Origin of the sequence: Streptomyces sp. NBC_00669 (assembly GCF_036226785.1) — a bacterium.
GTDB lineage: Bacteria > Actinomycetota > Actinomycetes > Streptomycetales > Streptomycetaceae > Actinacidiphila.
On the sequence record NZ_CP109018.1, the window covers coordinates 4,606,638 to 4,626,316 of the forward strand.

Here is a 19,679-nt window from a genome sequence, read left to right on the forward strand (position 1 = left end):
AGCGGTGAAGCTGTCATGCGGTGGCCGGCGGTCCGGACGGGAGGTTCAGCGCTCGACGTCGCCGCGGATGAACTTCTCGACGTTCTCGCGGGCCTGGTCGTCGAAGTACTGCACCGGCGGGGACTTCATGAAGTACGAGGACGCCGACAGGATCGGGCCGCCGATGCCGCGGTCCTTGGCGATCTTCGCGGCGCGCAGCGCGTCGATGATGACACCGGCGGAGTTCGGGGAGTCCCAGACCTCGAGCTTGTACTCCAGGTTCAGCGGGACGTCGCCGAACGCGCGGCCCTCGAGGCGGACGTACGCCCACTTGCGGTCGTCGAGCCACTGGACGTAGTCGGACGGGCCGATGTGCACGTTCTTCGCGCCGAGGTCGCGGTCCGGGATCTGCGAGGTGACGGCCTGCGTCTTGGAGATCTTCTTGGACTCGAGGCGCTCGCGCTCCAACATGTTCTTGAAGTCCATGTTGCCGCCGACGTTGAGCTGCATGGTGCGCTCCAGCACCACACCGCGGTCCTCGAAGAGCTTCGCCAGCACGCGGTGCGTGATGGTGGCGCCCACCTGGGACTTGATGTCGTCACCGACGATCGGCACACCGGCCTCGGTGAACTTGTCCGCCCACTCCTTGGTGCCGGCGATGAAGACCGGAAGCGCGTTGACGAAGGCGACCTTGGCGTCGATGGCGCACTGGGCGTAGAACTTCGCCGCGGCCTCGGAGCCGACCGGCAGGTAGCAGACCAGGACGTCGACCTTGCGGTCCTTGAGGATCTCGACGACGTCGACCGGGGTCTCGTCGGACTCCTCGATGGTCTCGCGGTAGTACTTGCCGAGGCCGTCGAGGGTGTGGCCGCGCTGGACCGTCACGCCGGTCTGCGGGACGTCGGCGATCTTGATGGTGTTGTTCTCGCTGGCCCCGATGGCGTCCGCGAGGTCGAGGCCGACCTTCTTCGCGTCCACATCGAAGGCGGCCACGAACTCGACGTCACGCACGTGGTACTCACCGAACTGCACGTGCATGAGACCAGGCACCCTGCTGTCCGGGTCTGCGTCCTTGTAGTACTCGACACCCTGCACCAGCGAGGTGGCGCAGTTTCCCACGCCAACGATGGCTACGCGGACCGAACCCATACCGGTTGCTCCTTGTGAAATAGTCACGCGGTTCCCCGATCCCGGGTCGGCCGCCGTTCTCTTGGTTGTTGTCTAGTCGTCCCGCTCGGGGGTCGGACGCTCGACGCGTCCGGCCCGCTCGGTCTCGATCAGCTCGTTGAGCCATCGGACCTCGCGCTCCACCGACTCCATGCCGTGTCGCTGCAACTCGAGCGTGTAGTCGTCGAGCCGCTCGCGGGTGCGGGCCAGTGACCCGCGCATCCTCTCCAGCCGTTCCTCCAGGCGGCTGCGCCGCCCTTCGAGAACGCGCATCCGGACGTCCTTCGACGTCTGGCCGAAGAAGGCGAACCGGGCGGCGAAGTGCTCGTCCTCCCAGGCGTCGGGGCCGGAGTTGGCGAGCAGCTCCTCGAAGTGCTCCTTGCCCGCGGCCGTCAACCGGTAGACGATCTTCGCCCTGCGGCCGGCGAGGGGCGCGGTCAGCGGATCGCTGTCCAGCGCCGATTCCTCGATCAGCCACCCCTGGGTGACCAGCGTCTTCAGGCACGGATACAACGTCCCGTAACTGAAGGCGCGGAACACCCCGAGCGAGGTGTTGAGCCGCTTGCGCAGCTCGTAGCCGTGCATCGGGGACTCACGCAGCAGACCGAGAACCGCGAACTCGAGGATTCCGGAGCGCTTGCTCAATCCCTCGTCCCCTCGTCTCCCGATCGGATGTGCCGCCTGTGTGTCGGCTCGATGTATCGACTCGATACATCGTGACGATAGAACGGGCCGAGACATCATGCAAGGCGAGGCGCGGTGACCGGCGTCACATCGGCAAACCTGTGAGCAGCCAACTGCCCGATATGTGACGAACGTTCGTGCCGAGCGGCATTTGACCGTGCGTACTCTGTTCGCCATGCGGAGCACTGGGAACCCTGTGGCGTCAAGGTGCGTCATGATCCTTGGTGCGGTGCGGCCCGATCCAGCCGCGCGCAGGGGGACCCGACCGGAATGTCACCGATGCCTTCAGGCGATCCCGCCTGTCGAGGAGTAGCTGTTCAATGAGCGAGCACCGTCGCAAGCCGCCGCAGTCGCCTTCCGGCGGCCGCGCTGCCGCCCGGCGCGGGGGACAGCAGCCGACGCCCCCCTCCTCCGGTGGCAGGCGAGCCGCCGGAGGCACCCCGCCCGCGGACACGCCGCCGGGCGGCACCCCGGCCGGCGGTACGCACTCCGCGGGCTCGCCTTCAGGCGGCCGCGGCGCCGGCGACGAGCGGCAGCAGCCGTACGAGGGCCGCGCGGCCGCCCGCAGGGCCGCTCAGGGGCGCAGCAGGCGCCGTGCGGCCGCTACCGGCACCGCGGCGGGCGCCGGTCCGGCCGGGCGGGCAGGCCGCCGCCCCGGCAAGAAACGGTTCATCGACTACCCCCGCTTCGGCAAGGTGGGCTGGCGCCACTGGATGCCGTCCTGGCGCCAGATCGCGGCCCTGTGCGTCGGCTTCCTCGGCACCCTGGTCGGCGTGATCGGGATCGCGTACGCGATGGTGAGCGTCCCCAACGAGAACCTCGCGGCCCAGGCGCAGAACAACGTCTACTACTGGGCCGACGGCAGCCAGATGATCGCGACCGGCGGCGAGGTCAACCGTCAGAACGTCACGATCGACGAGATTCCCCAGGCGATGCAGAACGCGGTGATCGCCGGCGAGAACAAGACCTTCGAGACCGACCGCGGCGTCGACCCCAAGGGCATCGCCCGCGCGCTGTTCAACATGGCCAAGGGCGGCGAGACCCAGGGCGGCTCGACCATCACCCAGCAGTACGTGAAGAACACCCGGCTCGACCAGCAGCAGACGTTCAGCCGCAAGTTCAAGGAACTCTTCATCTCGATCAAGGTCGGCGCGACGATGAAGAAGGACAAGATCATGGAGGGGTACCTCAACACCTCCTACTTCGGCCGCGGCGCCTACGGCATCCAGGCGGCGGCCCGTACGTACTACGGCGTCGACGCCATCAAGCTGGACCCGAGCCAGTGCGCCTTCCTCGCGGCGCTGCTCAAGGGCCCGACGTACTACGACCCGGCGGGCAACCCCACGATCGACCCGATCGCGACGGCGGCGAGCAACAAGAAGAACTCGATGATCCGCTGGAAGGACATCCTCGACCTCGAGGTCAAGGACAAGCTGCTGTCCGCCGGCCAGCGAGCGAAGTACACCACCTACCCGATGCCCGACCCGCCGAAGCAGAACGCGCAGATGGCCGGGCAGATCGGCTACATGGTCAACCTCGCCAAGAGCTACGTGATCAACAACAAGATCCTCACCGACGACCAGCTCAACCAGGGCGGCTACCAGATCCACACCACCTTCCAGAAGCCGAAGGTGCAGGCGCTGGAGGCCGCGGTCAAGAAGGTCCAGAAGAAGTCCATCAAACCCGGCGGCACCCATGTGGTGAACGGCGAGGACATGGACAAGTTCGTCCAGTTCGGCGGCGCCTCGGTGAACCCGTCGGACGGCGCGATCGTGGCCATCTACGGCGGCACCGACGCGACCAAGCACTTCACCAACAACGCCGACGAGACCGGCGCCCAGGTCGGGTCGACGTTCAAGCCGTACGTCCTGGCCGCCGCGATGACCTACGGCGTCCGGAACCCGAACGGGGGCGCCACCCAGAGTCTGAGCGAACGGACCCTGGTGTCGCCGGACAGCGAGTTCAGCGGTAAGGACAACCAGCTGATCAACGACTACACCGGCAAACCGTGGATCGGCTACGACAAGAACAACAAGCCGTTCCAGTGGCGCCAGCCGAACGACGACGGCGACAACTTCGGCAGGGTCACCCTGCGGGTGGCGCTGGACAAGTCGCTGAACTCGCCCTACGTCCAGCTCGGCCAGGACGTCGGCACCGACAAGGTGCACGACGCCGCGGTCGCGGCCGGGCTGGTCGCCGACGCCTCCAACGGCCTCGACGACTACAAGAACAGCGTCACGTACTCGATCGGCACCTCCTCGCCGAGCGCGATCCGGATGGCCGACGGCTATGCCACCTTCGACAACCACGGCCGGCAGAACGACCCGTACTCGGTCAGCACCGTCGTCCACAACGGCAAGCAGATCTACAAGCACCAGCTCAAGACCAAGGTCGCCTTCTCCCCGACGGTCGCGGACACCATCACCGACATGCTCACCGACGTGGTCAAGAAGGGCACCGGTACCCCGGCCCAGCTGCCCGGCGGCCGTCCGGCGGCCGGCAAGACCGGTACCACCGACGACAACAAGTCGGCCTGGTTCGACGGGTACACCCCGCAGCTGGCCACCTCGATCGTGATGTTCCGCCGCGACGACCAGTCCCACGACGGCAAGCAGAACGCCTTCCTGCCGATGTACGGCACCGGTGGCGCCATGAAGGTGCACGGTGACTCCTTCCCCGCGCAGATCTGGAAGGACTACATGAGCGCGGCGATGAAGGGCCAGCCGAACAAGGACTTCGAGCAGCCGGCGGAGGAGATCGGCAAGGTCATCTACGGCAACGTGACGAGCCCGACGCCCCCGCCGCCTCCCACCACGCCGCCGACCACGCCGCCGACGACCCCGCCGACCACCCCGCCGACGACGCCGCCGACGACCCCGCCGACGACGCCCACCACGCCCACCACCCCGCCGTGCTCCATCTTCGGCTGCCCCACGTCGCCCACCACGCCGCCCACCGGTACGGACAGCGGCAACACCAACGGTGGCAACACCAACGGTGGGACGGGCAACGGCGGCAGCAACGGCGGCAACGGGTGGCAGGGGACGACGAACAGCACACGAAAGCAATGACCCGGCCGTGACCCCGGCGCCGAGCCGCCGGTGGCACGACCTGTGAGACAGCCTGTGAGAGCCCCCGGAACCGTGACGGTCCCGGGGGCTCTCGCGCACACAGTCCGGTACGGCAGGATGGCGCCATGACGAGCGTGCGCTACCGAGCAGACGACGACCGGCGAGAGTCCCCCGTGCGCCCCACGGACGAGGACCCGGTGGCCGCGGCGGGCAGCGAGTTCATCGGCGGCCCGGCCGGCCGCTGGGCGCTGTCCGGGCACCGCTGGTGGAACCCGCTGCGGGTGATGGTGCTCGTCGTGATCGGCATGTTCGCGCTCGGCATGGTGCAGAAGACGTCCTGCTACTCGGGCGGCTGGTTCCAGCCGCCGCCCAGCGACCAGCAGTACGCCCACGCCTGCTACTCCGACATCCCGCACATGTACACCCAGCGCGGCTTCGGCGCCGACCTGGTGCCGTACTTCGACCGCATCCCCGACTCCCTCAGCGGCTCGGCCGACCTCCACTACCTCGAGTACCCGGTGCTGACCGGGCTGTTCATGGAGGTGGCGTCCTGGCTGACCCCGCCCGGCTCGGGGCAGCACAGCGCGCAGATCTTCTGGATCGCCAACTCCGGGATGCTGATGATCTGCGCGGTCGCGCTGGTGGTGTGCGTGGCGCGCACCAACCGGCGGCGACCCTGGGACGGCCTGTTCGTCGCCCTGTCCCCCGCGCTCGCGCTGACCGCCACCATCAACTGGGACCTGTTCGCGGTCGCCCTGGCGGCGGGCGGGCTGCTGCTGTGGTCGCGCGGCCGCCCGGGCCGGGCCGGCGTACTGATCGGGCTGGCCGCCGCCGCCAAGCTCTACCCGGTACTGCTGCTCGGCGCGCTGTTCCTGCTCTGCCTGCGGGCCGGCCGGCTACGGCAGTTCGGCCGGACCCTGGGCGCCGCGGTCGCTGCCTGGCTGGTGGTGAACCTGCCGGTGATGGCCTTCGCGCCGCACGGCTGGGCGCAGTTCTACACCTTCAGCAAGGACCGAGGCACGGACTACGGCTCCCTGTGGATGATCGTCAGGGACCGCTCCGGCAACGCGCTCGACGGCGTCAACGAGTACGGCATCGCCCTGATGCTGCTGCTGTGCGTGGGCATCGCCGCGCTCGCCCTGTACGCGCCGCGCCGGCCGCGGCTGGGGCAGATGGCCTTCCTGATGGTGGCCGCGCTGCTGATCAGCAACAAGGTCTACTCGCCCCAGTACGTGCTGTGGCTGCTGCCGCTGGCGGTGCTCGCCCGGCCGCGCTGGCGTGATCTGGCGATCTGGCAGGGCGCGGAGGTGCTGTACTTCCTCGGCATCTGGTACCGGCTGGCCTACCTCAACAGCGCCAAGCACCACGGCCTGACCGCCGACGCGTATCACCTGGCGATCGGTGTGCACCTGCTCGGCGTGCTGTACCTGTGCGCCCTGGTGGTGCGCGACATCCTGCTGCCCGAGCACGACGTGCTGCGGCAGGACGGGTCGGACGACCCGGCCGGCGGTGTCCTGGACGGTGCCGAGGACGCGTTCGTCCTCGGCACACCCGTGCATGAGCCCAAGCACGCGTCGGCGCCGCCGGTGCCGTACGCCGACGGCGGGCCCCACCCCGAGGGCGGGTCCTACACAGGCTGAGCTGGCTTCGGCCGACCGACGCCGGCCGAGGCCCTACGCCGACTGGCGGTCCACGACGCGGTCGAACTGGGTGGTGGTGTGCCGCAGGTGCGCCACCAGTTCGTCGCCGACCGCGGGCGGCGCCACATCGCTGGGCAGGTACAGGATCGACACCTGCATGTGCGGCGGCTCGGCGAACCAGCGCTGCTTGCCCGCCCACACGAACGGCGACAGGTTGCGGTTGACCGTGGCCAGGCCGGCCCGGGCCACGCCCTTGGCCCGCGGCATCAGGCCGTGCACCGCCTTCGGCGCCTCCAGGCCCACGCCGTGCGAGGTGCCGCCGGCCACCACCACCAGGTGCCCGTCGGCCGCGGCCTTCTCCTGCCGATAGCCGTACCGCTCGCCCTTGGCGATCCGGGTCACGTCGAGGACCGCGCCGCGGTACTCGGTGGCGTCGTGGTCGCCGAGCCACATCAGCGTGCCGATCCGGGCCCGGAACCGGGTCTGCGGGAACTGCTGCTGGAGGGTGGCCATTTCGGTCGCGCTGAGGTGGCTGACGAACATCGTGTGCAGCGGCAGCCGGGCCGCCCGCAGCCGCTCCATCCAGGCGAAGACCTCCTCCACCGCGTCGCTGCCGTCGGCGCGGTCCAGCGGCAGGTGGATGGCGAAGCCCTCGAGGCGCACGTCGTCGATCGCGGTGTGCAGCTTGACCAGGTCGTCCTCGGAGACGCCGTGCCGCCGCATCGAGCTCATCACCTCGATCACCACCCGGGCGCCGACGAGCCCGCGCACCCCTTCCACCGAGGAGACCGAGCGGATCGCCCGGTCCGGCAGCGGCACCGGTTCCTCGCCGAGCCGGTACGGGGTGAGCACCAGCAGATCGCCGCCGAAGTAGTCCTTGATCCGGGCGGCCTCGTAAGTGGTGCCGACCGCGAGCATGTCCGCGCGCAGCCGGGTCGCCTCGTCGGCGAGTCGTTCGTGGCCGAAGCCGTAGCCGTTCCCCTTGCAGACGGGCACGATGCCGGGGAACTGGTCGACCACGGACTGCTGGTGCGCACGCCAGCGCGCGGTGTCGACGTAGAGGGTGAGCGCCATCGCGTGGTCAGGACCTTTCTTCGGTGCTCCGCCCGGAGCCGGTCCGAGCGGAGAGTCGGCCGGTCAGCGGCGCGACATGTAGATGTCGAGTGCCTTGTGGAGCAGCTTGTTGAGCGGGAAGTCCCACTCGCCCAAGTATTCGGCAGCCTGGCCGCCGGTGCCCACCTTGAACTGGATCAGGCCGAACAGATGGTCCTTGTCGTCCAGGGAGTCGCTGATACCGCGCAGGTCGTACACGCTGGCGCCCATCGCGTACGCGTCACGCAGCATTCGCCACTGCATCGCGTTGGACGGGCGCACCTCACGCTTGTGGTTCGCGGAGGCTCCGTAGGAGTACCACACATGCCGGCCGACGGTCAGCATGGTCGCCGCCGCGACCGCCTCGCCCTCGTGCATGGCGAGGTACAGCCGCATCCGGTTGGGCTCCTCGCCGTTGAGCGTGGTCCACATCCGCTGGAAGTAGCTCAGGGGGCGCGGCCGGAAGTGGTCGCGGGTGGCGGTGATCTCGTAGAGGTTCTGCCACACCGGCAGGTCGTCGTAGCCGCCCTGGATCACCTGCACGCCGGCCTTGTCGGCCTTCTTGATGTTGCGGCGCCAGAGCTGGTTGAAGCCCTTGAGGATGTCGTCCAGCGAGCGGTTCTCCAGCGGCACCTGGTAGACGTACCGCGGCTGCACGTCGCCGAAGCCCGCGCCGCCGTCCTCGCCCTGCTGCCAGCCCATCCGGCGCAGCCGGTCGGCGACCTCGAAGGCGCGCGGCTCGACGTAGGTGGCCTCGACATCGCGCAGCCGCTTGACGTCGGGGTCGGCGATGCCCGCCTTGACCGCCCCGGCGTCCCAGCGGCGGATGATCACCGGGGGACCCATCTTCACGGTGAACGCACCCTGCTGCTTGAGGTGCTTGAGCATCGGCTGCAGCCACTCGTCGAGGTTCGGCGCGTACCAGTTGATCACCGGGCCCTCGGGCAGGTACGCGAGGTACCGCTTGACCTTGGGGAGTTGGCGGTAGAGCACCAGGCCGACACCGACCAACTCCCCGGTGCCGTCGTCGAACCAGCCGAGGTTCTCCGAGCGCCATTCGTTCTTCACATCGGCCCATGCCGGGACCTGGCAGTGGCTCGCCGAAGACAGGCCCTGGATGTAGTCCAGGTGCTGCTTTCGGCTGATGGTCCTCAGGGACAGGCTCATACGGGGCGCTCCCCATGCTCCGACTGCGGGCTTTTGCTGGCCCGAAGCCTACTGCGGGAGGGGAGCGCCGCCGCTACTGCCCGTCAGCCGTTCCCTCGACGACCGACCGCCGTTTCGCCGAAGGAGGACGGACGGCGGGCGGGCAGGCGACGGAAGGGGCACGAACGGAGGACGGGAGGAGGAACGGCCTACGAGAAGCCGCCGTGTGCCACGCCCAGGTAGAAGCCGAGCGCGGCCATCCCCAGGCCGATGATGAGTGCGAACCGCTCGGCGGTGGTGACCGAGATGTACTGGCCCCACGCACCGGTGAGGATGCCGGCCAGGCCGGTCGCGGAGCTGACCACGTGCAGGCTGTGGAATCCGGCCGTGGTGACCGCGACGATGCCGAGGACGAGCGTGATCGCGAGGAGCGAGTTCTCCAGCGGATGGCGCTTGCCGTCGGTGTTGAAGGTGAGGTGATGGGTCCGGGCCGAGGACGTCTGGGCTGTGTGCTGCTGTGCCATGAGGCACCTCCGTGATGGAGAGGTGGCGCAAGGTAGCGCCGGCCACACCCGATGTATACAGATTGGGGGCATAACCGGGCGGATTTCAACCCGGGGGACCGACCCGGGTACGCTGGGCGGTCTGCACCGGCCTTTCGCCGGGCAACGGCGGCGCGAGAAGCACTGTCGGTGCCCCGCGTTACCGTTGCGACGCAAGCCAAACCCTCCTGCCACGGAAACGCCGTGGCCGCTGAGTCCAAAGGAGGTGGGTTCCCCTATGCGTCACTACGAGCTCATGCTCATTCTCGACCCCGATCTGGAGGAGCGCGCTGTCTCCCCGCTGATCGAGTCCTTCCTGTCCGTCGTCCGCGGTGGCGGCGGCAGTGTGGAGAAGGTCGACACCTGGGGCCGTCGTCGTCTCGCCTACGAGATCAACAAGAAGCCCGAGGGCATCTACTCGGTCGTCGACCTCAAGGCCACGCCCGAGGTCGTCAAGGAGCTGGACCGCCAGCTCAACCTGAACGAGTCGGTGCTGCGGACCAAGGTCCTGCGTCCGGAACTCCACTGATCCGGGTCTCCCGGACCACCGAGTACCGAACCACCGAGTAGCAGCCACCACCACTGCACCGCCCACCAAGCCAGTCGAGAGGTCATCCCAATGGCAGGCGAGACCGTCATCACGGTCGTCGGCAATCTCGTCGACGACCCCGAGCTGCGCTTCACCCCCTCCGGTGCGGCGGTCGCGAAGTTCCGCGTCGCGTCCACCCCCCGCACCTTCGACCGGCAGACCAACGAGTGGAAGGACGGCGAGAGCCTCTTCCTCACCTGCTCGGTCTGGCGGCAGGCGGCGGAGAACGTCGCCGAGTCGCTTCAGCGCGGTATGCGCGTCATCGTGCAGGGCCGACTGAAGCAGCGGTCGTACGAGGACCGTGAAGGCGTCAAGCGGACGGTCTACGAGCTGGACGTCGACGAAGTCGGCGCCAGCCTGCGCAGCGCCACCGCCAAGGTCACCAAGACCAGTGGCGGCGGCGGTCGCGGCGGCCAGCAGGGCGGCTACGGCGGCGGTGGTGGCGGTGGCCAGGCCGGCGGCGGAGGCAGCTGGGGCGGCCAGCAGGGCGGCGGCGGGGCTCCCGCCGACGACCCCTGGGCCACCAGCGCACCGGCCGGCGGCCAGCAGGGCGGCGGCGGAGGTGGCTGGGGCGGCGGCTCCGGTTCCTCCGGCGGTGCCGGCGGCGGCTACTCGGACGAGCCGCCCTTCTAGAGGGCGACCCTCACACACTTCTTGAGCTCACAGGAGAGAGACCATGGCGAAGCCGCCCCCGCGCAAGCCGAAGAAGAAGGTTTGCGCGTTCTGCAAGGACAAGACCGTGTACGTGGACTACAAGGACACGAACATGCTGCGGAAGTTCATTTCCGACCGCGGCAAGATCCGTGCCCGTCGCGTCACCGGCAACTGCACGCAGCACCAGCGTGACGTCGCCACCGCGGTGAAGAACAGCCGCGAGATGGCGCTGCTGCCGTACACCTCGACGGCTCGATAAGGAGAGGGTGACCAGCATGTCGAAGATCATCCTCACCAACGAGGTCAGCGGCCTCGGTGCCGCAGGCGACATCGTGGACGTCAAGCCGGGCTACGCCCGCAACTACCTGATCCCGCGGGGCTTCGCCATCGCGTGGACCAAGGGTGGCGAGAAGGACGTCGAGCAGATCCGCCGGGCCCGGCGCATCCGCGAGATCCACTCGCTCGAGGACGCGAACGTCGTCAAGGCCCAGCTGCAGGCCGTCAAGGTCAAGCTGAGCACGCGTGCCGGTGACACCGGTCGCCTCTTCGGGTCCATCACCCCGGCTGACATCGCCTCGGCGATCAAGGCTGCGGGCGGCCCGCAGGTCGACAAGCGCCGGGTCGAGGTGGGTGCGCCCATCAAGACGCTGGGCGCGCACAAGATCTCGGTGCGACTGCACCCCGAGGTCGAGGCCGTTCTCGACCTGGAGGTCGTGGCCGCGTAACGCGGCATTTGGTCGGCATGGTCGCCATGTTCCACGTGAAACATGGGGACCATGGCGATCGAGCGGAACGAGCGAAGGGCCGGCTCCCGGACGGGGGCCGGCCCTTTCGCGTGCCTCGGCGGCGCACGCTCAGCGGCTCGCCCCCGTCACCACCCAGCGGCCGGACCGGGAGCGTAGCCACAGGGCCGCGAACCGGGTGAGCATCATCAGCCCCATCGCCCACCACAGCGCGGTCAGACCTCCGCCCACCGCCGGTACGGCGAACGCGACCGGCGCGAAGACCGCCAGCGTGACCAGCATCGACCCGGCCAGATAGGGCCCGTCGCCCGCGCCCATCAGCACGCCGTCGAGGACGAAGACCACCCCGCACACCGGCTGCGCCACGGCCACCACCAGCAGCGCCGAAGCGAGCGCGTGCCGTACCGCCGGGTCGGAGCTGAACAGCGGTCCGACCAGCGGCCGGGCCAGCACCACCAGCAGTCCCAGCGCGGCGCCGCAGACCAGGCCCCACTGGATCATCCGGTTGCAGGCCGCCCGCGCGCCCGCGGCGTCGCTGGCGCCCAGATAGCGCCCGATGATGGCCTGCCCGGCGATCGCGATGGCGTCCAGCGCGAAGGCGAGCAGCGACCAGACCGTGAGGGTGATCTGGTGGGCGGCGATCTCGGTGTCGCCGAGCCGGGCGGCGACGGCGGTGGCGATCATCAGGACGGCCCGCAGGCTGATCGTCCGGACCAGCAGCGGAACCCCGGCGCGGGCGCAGGCGCGTATCCCGGCGGCGTCCGGGCGCAACATCGACCGCCACGTGCCGGGGGCCTGGGCGCGGGCGCCGCGGACCACCATGGCGAGGTAGACCGCCGCCATGCCGTTCTGGGCGATGACGGTGCCCCAGGCGGAACCCGCGATGCCCAGCCCCGCGCCGTAGACGAGTGCCGCGTTGAGGCCGGCGTTGACGGTGAAGCCGCCCACCGCGACGTAGAGCGGGGTACGGGTGTCCTGGAGGCCGCGCAGCACCCCGGTGGCGGCGAGCACCATGAGCATCGCGGGGATGCCGAGCGAGCTGATCCGCAGGTAGGTGCTCGCGTAGGGGGCGGCGGTGTGCGAGGCGCCGAAGAAGCCGACCAGGCCCGGGGCGGTCGGGAGCACGGCGGCGATGACCAGGACGCCGATCAGGAGGGCCAGCCAGATGCCGTCCATGCCCTGCCGCAGGGCCGCGGGCAGGTCGCCGGCGCCGACCCGGCGGGCGACCGCGGCGGTGGTGGCGTAGGCGAGGAAGACGAAGATGTTGACCGCGGTGGTGAGCAGAGCGGCGGCCACGCCGAGCCCGGCGAGTTGGGCGGTGCCCAGATGGCCGACAACCGCGCTGTCCACCATGACGAAGAGCGGTTCGGCCACCAGGGCGCCGAAGGCCGGCAGCGCGAGGGCCACGATCTCCCGGTCGTGGCGGCGGCGCACCGAAGCGGGCGGCCGGGCGGGTTCGCGCGGCGCCGATGTGTCGACGGCCGGGGGTACAGGACTCACAGCTGCATATCCTAACCGTCCACAAGTAAGAGGTGAAGGGCGAGTCTGATCATTACGGGCGACTGCGCAGAGTGATCTCCTCCGCGTTGTTTGTCATGATCTTGGTCCGGGTGCAGAAGTTTTTCTCCTGCACAGGCTATGGACGAAGAATTGGCAGGTCAGGATGGGTTCTGCTGAGCGTCGACCGGCTTGTCCACAGCACTGTCCCAAGGGCTGTACACAGGTTCGGGGCAGTTCTCCACAGGTATGCCGCCGTCATCCACACCCCCTGTGGATAACCGGCTTGGTGTGGGCCGCCGGTGGGCCTAGCGTGGACCGTCCCCGACTCCGCGAAGAGCGTGCGCCGGGAGGCTCGTTGGACGGCTGCGCCGCCGTGAAAACCGGGGCGCCGCCGTGAAAGAGTGGCACGCACGCGGGGTCCGGCCGGCCCGGCCGGATGGGAGGAGGTGGCGGGAATGAGCCAACCCGAACCCGCGGACGACCATTGGGCGGACCACCCTCCCGACGAGCGCCCCGCGGTCGCCCCCTTCCGCAAGCGCGGCGCCGGTGGCCAGGACGAGGGCCGGTTCTCCGAGGGCGGTGGCGGCTTCGAGCGCGTACCCCCGCAGGACCTGGACGCCGAGCAGTCCGTGCTCGGCGGCATGCTGCTGTCGAAGGACGCGATCGCCGACGTCGTCGAGGTGCTCAAGGGCGCCGACTTCTACCGGCCCGCTCACGAGACGATCTACAGCGCGATCCTCGACCTCTACGCACGTGGCGAGCCCGCCGACCCCATCACCACCTCCGCCGAGCTCACCAAGCGCGGGGAGATCGCCCGCATCGGCGGCTCCCCCTACCTGCACACCCTCGTCAACGCGGTGCCCACGGCGGCGAACGCCGAGTTCTACGCCGAGATCGTGCACGAACGTGCCGTGCTGCGCCGCCTGGTGGAGGCCGGCACCCGCATCACGCAGATGGGATACGCCGCCGACGGCGACGTCGACGAGATCGTCAACAGCGCCCAGGCCGAGATCTACGCCGTCACCGAGCAGCGCACCTCCGAGGACTACCTGCCGCTGGGCGACATCATGGAGGGTGCGCTCGACGAGATCGAGGCGATCGGCTCCCGCAGCGGCCAGATGTCCGGTGTCCCCACCGGCTTCACCGACCTCGACTCCCTCACCAACGGCCTGCACCCCGGTCAGATGATCGTCATCGCGGCCCGGCCGGCGATGGGCAAGTCGACGCTCGCGCTGGACTTCGCCCGCACCTGCTCCATCGCGCACAAGATGCCCAGCGTGATCTTCTCCCTGGAGATGGGGCGCAACGAGATCGCGATGCGGCTGCTGTCCGCCGAGGCCCGGGTCGCCCTGCACCACATGCGCTCCGGCACCATGACCGACGACGACTGGACCAAGGTCGCCCGCCGGATGTCCGACGTCACCGAGGCGCCCCTCTACATCGACGACTCGCCGAACCTGTCGATGATGGAGATCCGCGCCAAGTGCCGCCGGCTCAAGCAGCGCAACGACCTGCGGCTGGTCGTCATCGACTACCTCCAGCTCATGCAGTCCGGCGGCTCCCGGCGCCCCGAGAGCCGCCAGCAGGAGGTCTCGGACATGTCCCGTAACCTCAAGCTCCTCGCCAAGGAGCTGGAGGTCCCCGTGATCGCCCTCTCCCAGCTCAACCGCGGACCCGAACAGCGCACCGACAAGAAACCGATGGTCTCCGACCTGCGCGAGTCCGGCTCCATCGAGCAGGACGCCGACATGGTGATCCTGCTGCACCGCGAGGACGCCTACGAGAAGGAGTCCCCCCGCGCGGGCGAGGCCGACCTCATCGTCGCCAAGCACCGTAACGGCCCCACCGCCACCATCACGGTCGCCTTCCAGGGCCACTACTCGCGCTTCGTGGACATGGCCCAGACCTGAGGTCCGGCGCCGGCGGTCCTGGCAACGGCGGTCCTGGAGACGGCGGTCCGGCCGCTGCGGGTCACTCCGTGACGGGCAGGCACTCGCGACCATCGTCAGGCCGTCAGCCGGGTATGTGACCGGGCGGGTGGTGACCGTCGTCATGGGATCGGGCCCGGTCAACGGGTGGTGAAGGCGCCGCCGTTGACGTGGAGGGTCTGGGCGGTGATGTGGCGCGCGCCGGGGGAGGCGAGGAAGAAGGCGGTCTCGGCGATGTCGTCGGGGGTGCCGGGGCGCTGGTTGTGGGTCTCCTGGACCAGGGCGGTGTGGCGGGCGTCGGTCATGCCGCCGCGGAAGAAGTCCGTGCCGGTGACGTAGCCGGGGGAGATCACGTTGCTGGTGACGCCATGCGGGGCGAGCTGCGCGGACAGGGAGGTGTTCCAGGCGCCGAGGGCCGCCTTGGCCGCGCCGTACGATCCGCCGCGCCGCTCGGCGCCGATCGAACCGATGCTGATCACCGCGCCGCCGTCCGTGAGCCTGTCCCGCACGGAAGCCGTGGTCAGTACGGCGCTGAGCAGGTTGCGGCTGAGGCTGGAGCTCCACTCGGCGAGCAGGGCCTCCAGCGGCGGCACGCCGTCGGGGGCCGGTGCGGGCAGGCCGCCGGCCGCGTTGACCAGCACGTCCACCGTGGCCAGTTGCTCGGCGAGCGCCGCGGTCTGGGTCGGGTCGGTCGCGTCGCAGACCACGCCGCGCACGCCCAGGTCCTTGGCGGTCCGCTCCACCGTGTCGGCGTGCCGCCCGGTCACCACGACCTGGGCGCGGTCGGCGGCGAAGCGCGCGGCGATGGCGCGGCCGATGCCGCCGCTTCCTCCGGTGACGAGCACAGTACGGGTCAAGGGATCGCTCCTGGTCGAGGTGTCGGGATGCGGTGTCGAGCTGCTACGTTTAGAGCTAAACATAGCGCGAGGCGCACCGGCAAGAGGGGAATCCGCCATGGCCGACGACGAAGCCGACGCGCCGGCCGCTGCCGATACCGGCGGCGGCCGCAGCAGTGGAAGCGCCTACGTATCGGCCGACACCCCGCCGGGCGCTCCACCCGGCGCCCCACCGCCCTACCCCGCCGCCGACATCGCCGCCGCCTGGCAGCGTGAGCGCCCGGGCACCCCGACCACGTCGATCGAGGTCGTCACCCCCATCTGGCGGCTGGCGAAGCTCTTCGCCGACGATCGCGCCCGGGTGCTGCGCGCCACCGGGATCGACGCGGCCACCCTCGACCTGCTCTCCGTACTCCGCCGCGCGGGACCGCCCTACACCCTGTCCACCCGCGAGATCGCCCGCCGCACCCTGGTCACGGCCGGCGCCGTCTCGCAGCGGGTCGCCCGCGCGGAGGACGGCGGCCTGGTCAGCCGCGGCCCCGCGCCGACCGGCGGTCGTACGGTCCTGGTCGCGCTGACGGCCGAGGGGCACGCCCTGATCGAGCGCTCCGTCGACGCGGTGCTCGGGCGCGAGGCCGCGCTCGTGGCGGGCCTGTCCCCGCAGGAACGCGCACTGCTGGTCGGACTGCTGGACAAGCTGTCCACCGACGTACGGGCGCGGATGAGCTGAAGCGAGGGCACCCCCGCGGCCCGATCGGGTCGCGGGGGTGCCGTTCCGGCAGGTTCAGGCTGCCGTCAGGTGGCCGTCCAGACGAACGTCGCGGAGCCCTGGGAGCCCGCCGCGTTCCGGCCGGTGACCGTCACCGTCCAGGTGCCGGCCTTGTCGGCCGCGCCGGTGAAGGTGCCTCCGGCCGAGAGCGAGATGCCCGGCGGCAGCCCGGTCGCGGTGTAGCTGACGCCCTTGGCGTTCTTGTCGTACGTCCAGTCGACCTGCTTGTGCACCGGGCTGCTCATGCCGTACGGGTTGGGCACGGAGAGCGGCGCGGCGGTCGCGGCCGGGCCGGAGGCGGCTGCCTTCGGGGTGACGGTCGCGGCCAGGTTGCCGTTGACGGTGGTCGGCACGTTGAGCGTGCCGGTCAGCGGCAGGTTCCGCGAGGAGTCGCCCACCAGGATCTGGTAGTCGCCGGCCGCGGTCGTCCAGTTGCTGTTCGAGGTGTTCCAGTAGGCCAGGTCGTGGGTGCTGACGGTGAAGGTCACCGTCTGCGACTGGCCCGGGGCGAGCGTGACGCGCTGATAGCCGCGCAACTGGTGCACGGGCTCACCGGTGGACGCCGGGTCCCCGACGTAGAGCTGCGCGACCTCGCTGCCGGCCCGCGACCCGGTGTTGGTGACCGTGGCGTGCACGGTCGCCGTCCCCCCGCTCAGCGCTCCTACCTGGAGATTGCTGAAACCGAAGGTGGTGTACGACAGGCCGAAGCCGAACGGGAAGAGCGGGGTGATGTTCTTCGCGTCGTACCACCGGTACCCGACGTCCAGACCCTCGCTGTACTGCACCTGCCCGTTGGTACCGGGCCACTGCGCGGCCGTGTTCGCGGGTACGTCGGCGAGCGACTTCGGGAAGGTCACCGGCAGCTTGCCGGACGGGTTGACGTCGCCGAAGATCAGCGCCGCCATCGCCGTGCCGATCTCCTGGCCCGGGTAGAAGCCCTCGAAGACGCCCGCCACCTGGTTGAGCCACGGCATGTTGATCGCCGAGTTGTTGTTGAGCACCACGATCGTGTTCGGGTTGGCCGCGGCCACCTGGGCGATCATGTCGTTGTCGCTGACCGAGCTGCCGCCGTTGGCCGGCAGGTCGAGCGTGGTGGTGTCGTGTTCCTCGTTTCCGTAGTTGTCGGACGCGTAGACGATCGCCACATCCGAGCTGCGGGCCAGCGTGACCGCCGAGTTGAGGTCGGTCGCGTCGTTGTACTGGACAGTGGTGCCGGTGCCCGCGACCCGGTTCTGCATGCCGGTGATCGGCCAGACGGTGCCGGAGCTGGTCGTGGTGCCGCTGCCGCCGCCGATGGTCTGCACACCGGCGCCGCCGTCCCAGCCGATCACCGCGATCGACTTGGTGGTGGACGTGGACAGCGGCAGGATGCCGTTGTTCTTCAGCAGCACCGCGCCCTCCTCAGCGCCCTGGAGGGCGACCTGCTGGTGGGCGGGGGTGGTGACGGTGGCGCCGGTCGAGCCGCTGGGCGCCTTGTCGAAGAGGCCGAACGCGAAGTACTGGGTGAGCAGCCGGCTGGCCATGGTGTCCAGCGTGGCCTGGCTGACGGTGCCGTTGGCCACCGCCTGGGCGAGGAAGTCGGCGTAGAAGTACCCGTTGGGCATCTCCACCGTCAGCCCCGCGTTGGCGGAGTCCTGCGTCGAGTGCGTGCCACCCCAGTCGCTCGTGATGAAGCCGCCGAAGTTCGCCTGCTGGTAGAGGCCGACGTTCATCAGTGCGGGGTTCTGGCAGGCGGGCACGTTGTTGACCACGCTGTACGCGCACATGGCCGCCGCCGGCGAACCCTGCTCGACCGCCGCCTGGAAGGCGGGCAGGTAGAGCTCCTGAAGGGTGCGGTTGTCGACGATGACCGTGCCTGCCGGGTTCTCGATGTTGTAGACGGCGACATGCTTCATCTCGGCCATCACGCCCTGGCTCTGGATGCCCTTGATATCGGCGGCGGCCATCTGCCCGTTGAGGTACGGGTCCTCGCCGAACGTCTCGAAGGCACGGCCCCAGCGCGGGTCGCGGACGATGTTCAGCGTCGGGCCGAGCGCCACCTGCGCGCCCTTGCCGGCGAACTCGGCGCCGATCGCGGCACCGTACTGCTGCTCGAGCGCGGTGTCCCAGGTGGCCGCCGAGGCGTTCGCCGAGGGCATCTGGGTGACCCCGCCGAGCCCGTCGCCCACCCCGTGCGGGCCGTCCTGGAGCCCGAGAGCGGGGATGCACAGCGACGGGATGCCGTTGATGTTGCCGATGTACGGCGAGGCGTTGTTGTTGCCGTGCAGGATCGACACCTTCTCGGCGTTCGTCATCTGCGCCATCACCTGCGACACGCGGTCCGCGACCGGCGCCGTCGAACCGACCCAGGGGCAGTCACCGTCGCCGCCGGTCGGCGGGGTGCCGGTGCCGCCCGGGGTGAGGACGGTGAACTCCCAGAGCGAGTAGCCGTACTGGGTGGCTCGCTGGGTGCCGTACATCCGCACATAGCGTCCGGTGCCGGTGAAGGAGAGGTTCTCCGTCCCGCCGGCCCCGGTCGTCGTGGAGTACACCGTGTTCCACGTGGAACCATCGTCGGAGAGCTGGATCTGGTACGCCGTGGCGTACGCCGTCTCCCAGGTCAGCTGGGCGCCGCAGATGCTCTGCGAGGAGCCGAGGTCGACCTGTATCCACTGCGGATCGGAGGCCGCGCTCGACCAGCGGGTGCCCGCGTTCCCGTCGAAGGCCGCGGCCGCGGGGGTGCCGTCGTTCTCGGTCGACGAGGCGCTGGACGGCTTGCCGAGCGCCGCGTTGGTGTCACCGCACGTCGCCGGTGGGGTGCTTCCACCGCCCGAGCCTCCGTAGACCTGGAACTCCCAGAGTGAGTAGCCCCATTGGGTGGCCCGCTGGGTGCCGTACATCCGTACGTAGCGGCCGGTGCCCGTCACGTTGAGGGTCTGGACGCCGCCGGTGCCGGTGGTGGTGGAGTAGATGTCGGTCCAGCTCGTGCCGTTCTCCGAGGTCTGGATCTTGAACGACTTCCCGTAGGCGGTCTCCCAGTTGAGCACCACCTGGGTGATCGGCTGGCTGGAGCCGAGGTCGACCTGGAGCCACTGCGGATCGGACGCGGCACTGGACCAGCGGGTCCCGGTGTCCCCGTCCACCGCCGCGCCTGCGGTGAAGGCGTCCTGGACCGAGGAGGCGGTGGCCGCCTTGCCCTGGGAGAGCAGTTGCGGTGCGGCGGCGTGGGACGTGGTCGGGTTCAGCGAGAGGTACGCCGAGGCGATGAGCACCAGGGCGAGGAGGACGATTCCCTGCGGGGATCGTCGGAAACGTTTACGGCCTGGGTTGGAGAGCCCTTGTGGGGTGACCCTCATGTGT

Annotated in this window: 16 protein-coding genes; 8 read left to right on the forward strand and 8 right to left on the reverse strand. The window is 69.7% G+C overall.

Annotated features, from left to right (window positions below; genetic code table 11):
• Nucleotides 1-45: 45 nt before the first annotated feature.
• Nucleotides 46-1,128, reverse strand: a complete 1,083-nt coding sequence (locus OG896_RS19115; RefSeq protein ID WP_329367020.1) for an inositol-3-phosphate synthase — start codon at nt 1,126-1,128, stop codon at nt 46-48.
• Between the two features lie 72 nt (nt 1,129-1,200).
• Nucleotides 1,201-1,791: a PadR family transcriptional regulator gene (locus OG896_RS19120; RefSeq protein ID WP_329367022.1), complete on the reverse strand. Its 591-nt coding sequence runs from the start codon at nt 1,789-1,791 to the stop codon at nt 1,201-1,203.
• A gap of 359 nt (nt 1,792-2,150) precedes the next feature.
• On the opposite strand from OG896_RS19120, the gene OG896_RS19125 reads away from it, so the two are divergent.
• Complete coding sequence (locus OG896_RS19125; protein ID WP_329367024.1) at nt 2,151-4,901, forward strand: transglycosylase domain-containing protein; 2,751 nt, start codon at nt 2,151-2,153, stop codon at nt 4,899-4,901.
• Between the two features lie 125 nt (nt 4,902-5,026).
• Nucleotides 5,027-6,541: a glycosyltransferase family 87 protein gene (locus tag OG896_RS19130; RefSeq protein WP_329367026.1), complete on the forward strand. Its 1,515-nt coding sequence runs from the start codon at nt 5,027-5,029 to the stop codon at nt 6,539-6,541.
• 33 nt (nt 6,542-6,574) lie between these two features.
• On the opposite strand, the gene OG896_RS19135 is transcribed toward OG896_RS19130, so the two are convergent.
• The 3 genes from OG896_RS19135 to OG896_RS19145 all read right to left on the reverse strand — a co-directional run bounded on the left by OG896_RS19135 (nt 6,575) and on the right by OG896_RS19145 (nt 9,303).
• Nucleotides 6,575-7,615: an alanine racemase gene (locus OG896_RS19135; protein WP_328466573.1), complete on the reverse strand. Its 1,041-nt coding sequence runs from the start codon at nt 7,613-7,615 to the stop codon at nt 6,575-6,577.
• A 63-nt stretch (nt 7,616-7,678) separates the two neighbouring features.
• Nucleotides 7,679-8,800: a lipid II:glycine glycyltransferase FemX gene (locus tag OG896_RS19140; protein ID WP_328466571.1), complete on the reverse strand. Its 1,122-nt coding sequence runs from the start codon at nt 8,798-8,800 to the stop codon at nt 7,679-7,681.
• A gap of 188 nt (nt 8,801-8,988) precedes the next feature.
• The gene (locus tag OG896_RS19145; RefSeq protein WP_328466569.1) at nt 8,989-9,303 is read right to left on the reverse strand and encodes a hypothetical protein; all 315 of its coding nucleotides are present in this window, start codon (nt 9,301-9,303) and stop codon (nt 8,989-8,991) included.
• Between the two features lie 256 nt (nt 9,304-9,559).
• Between OG896_RS19145 and rpsF the strand changes: the two genes are divergently transcribed.
• From rpsF to rplI, 4 genes are all read left to right on the forward strand, one after another.
• Nucleotides 9,560-9,850: a 30S ribosomal protein S6 gene (gene rpsF / locus OG896_RS19150; protein ID WP_328466567.1), complete on the forward strand. Its 291-nt coding sequence runs from the start codon at nt 9,560-9,562 to the stop codon at nt 9,848-9,850.
• Nucleotides 9,851-9,940: 90 nt separating this feature from the next.
• A complete protein-coding gene (locus OG896_RS19155) occupies nt 9,941-10,543 on the forward strand; it encodes a single-stranded DNA-binding protein (RefSeq protein WP_328466566.1) in 603 nt (200 codons plus the stop codon).
• 43 nt (nt 10,544-10,586) lie between these two features.
• Nucleotides 10,587-10,823 (forward strand): 30S ribosomal protein S18, encoded by a 237-nt coding sequence (gene rpsR, locus OG896_RS19160; protein WP_031512678.1) that lies wholly within the window; start codon nt 10,587-10,589, stop codon nt 10,821-10,823.
• Nucleotides 10,824-10,839: 16 nt separating this feature from the next.
• Nucleotides 10,840-11,289, forward strand: coding sequence for a 50S ribosomal protein L9 (rplI, locus tag OG896_RS19165; RefSeq protein ID WP_328466563.1), 450 nt, complete (start codon nt 10,840-10,842; stop codon nt 11,287-11,289).
• Nucleotides 11,290-11,418: 129 nt separating this feature from the next.
• Here rplI and OG896_RS19170 read toward each other — a convergent pair whose 3' ends face one another.
• The gene (locus tag OG896_RS19170) at nt 11,419-12,807 is read right to left on the reverse strand and encodes an MATE family efflux transporter (RefSeq protein ID WP_443057084.1); all 1,389 of its coding nucleotides are present in this window, start codon (nt 12,805-12,807) and stop codon (nt 11,419-11,421) included.
• 455 nt (nt 12,808-13,262) lie between these two features.
• On the opposite strand from OG896_RS19170, the gene dnaB reads away from it, so the two are divergent.
• Entirely contained in the window at nt 13,263-14,717 is a 1,455-nt protein-coding gene (gene dnaB, locus OG896_RS19175) for a replicative DNA helicase (protein ID WP_328466561.1), read from the forward strand.
• Nucleotides 14,718-14,875: 158 nt separating this feature from the next.
• On the opposite strand, the gene OG896_RS19180 is transcribed toward dnaB, so the two are convergent.
• Nucleotides 14,876-15,592, reverse strand: a complete 717-nt coding sequence (locus tag OG896_RS19180) for an SDR family NAD(P)-dependent oxidoreductase (protein WP_329367029.1) — start codon at nt 15,590-15,592, stop codon at nt 14,876-14,878.
• 97 nt (nt 15,593-15,689) lie between these two features.
• Between OG896_RS19180 and OG896_RS19185 the strand changes: the two genes are divergently transcribed.
• Complete coding sequence (locus OG896_RS19185; protein ID WP_329367031.1) at nt 15,690-16,301, forward strand: MarR family winged helix-turn-helix transcriptional regulator; 612 nt, start codon at nt 15,690-15,692, stop codon at nt 16,299-16,301.
• A gap of 65 nt (nt 16,302-16,366) precedes the next feature.
• Here OG896_RS19185 and OG896_RS19190 read toward each other — a convergent pair whose 3' ends face one another.
• Nucleotides 16,367-19,675: a discoidin domain-containing protein gene (locus OG896_RS19190; protein WP_329367033.1), complete on the reverse strand. Its 3,309-nt coding sequence runs from the start codon at nt 19,673-19,675 to the stop codon at nt 16,367-16,369.
• Nucleotides 19,676-19,679 lie beyond the last annotated feature (4 nt).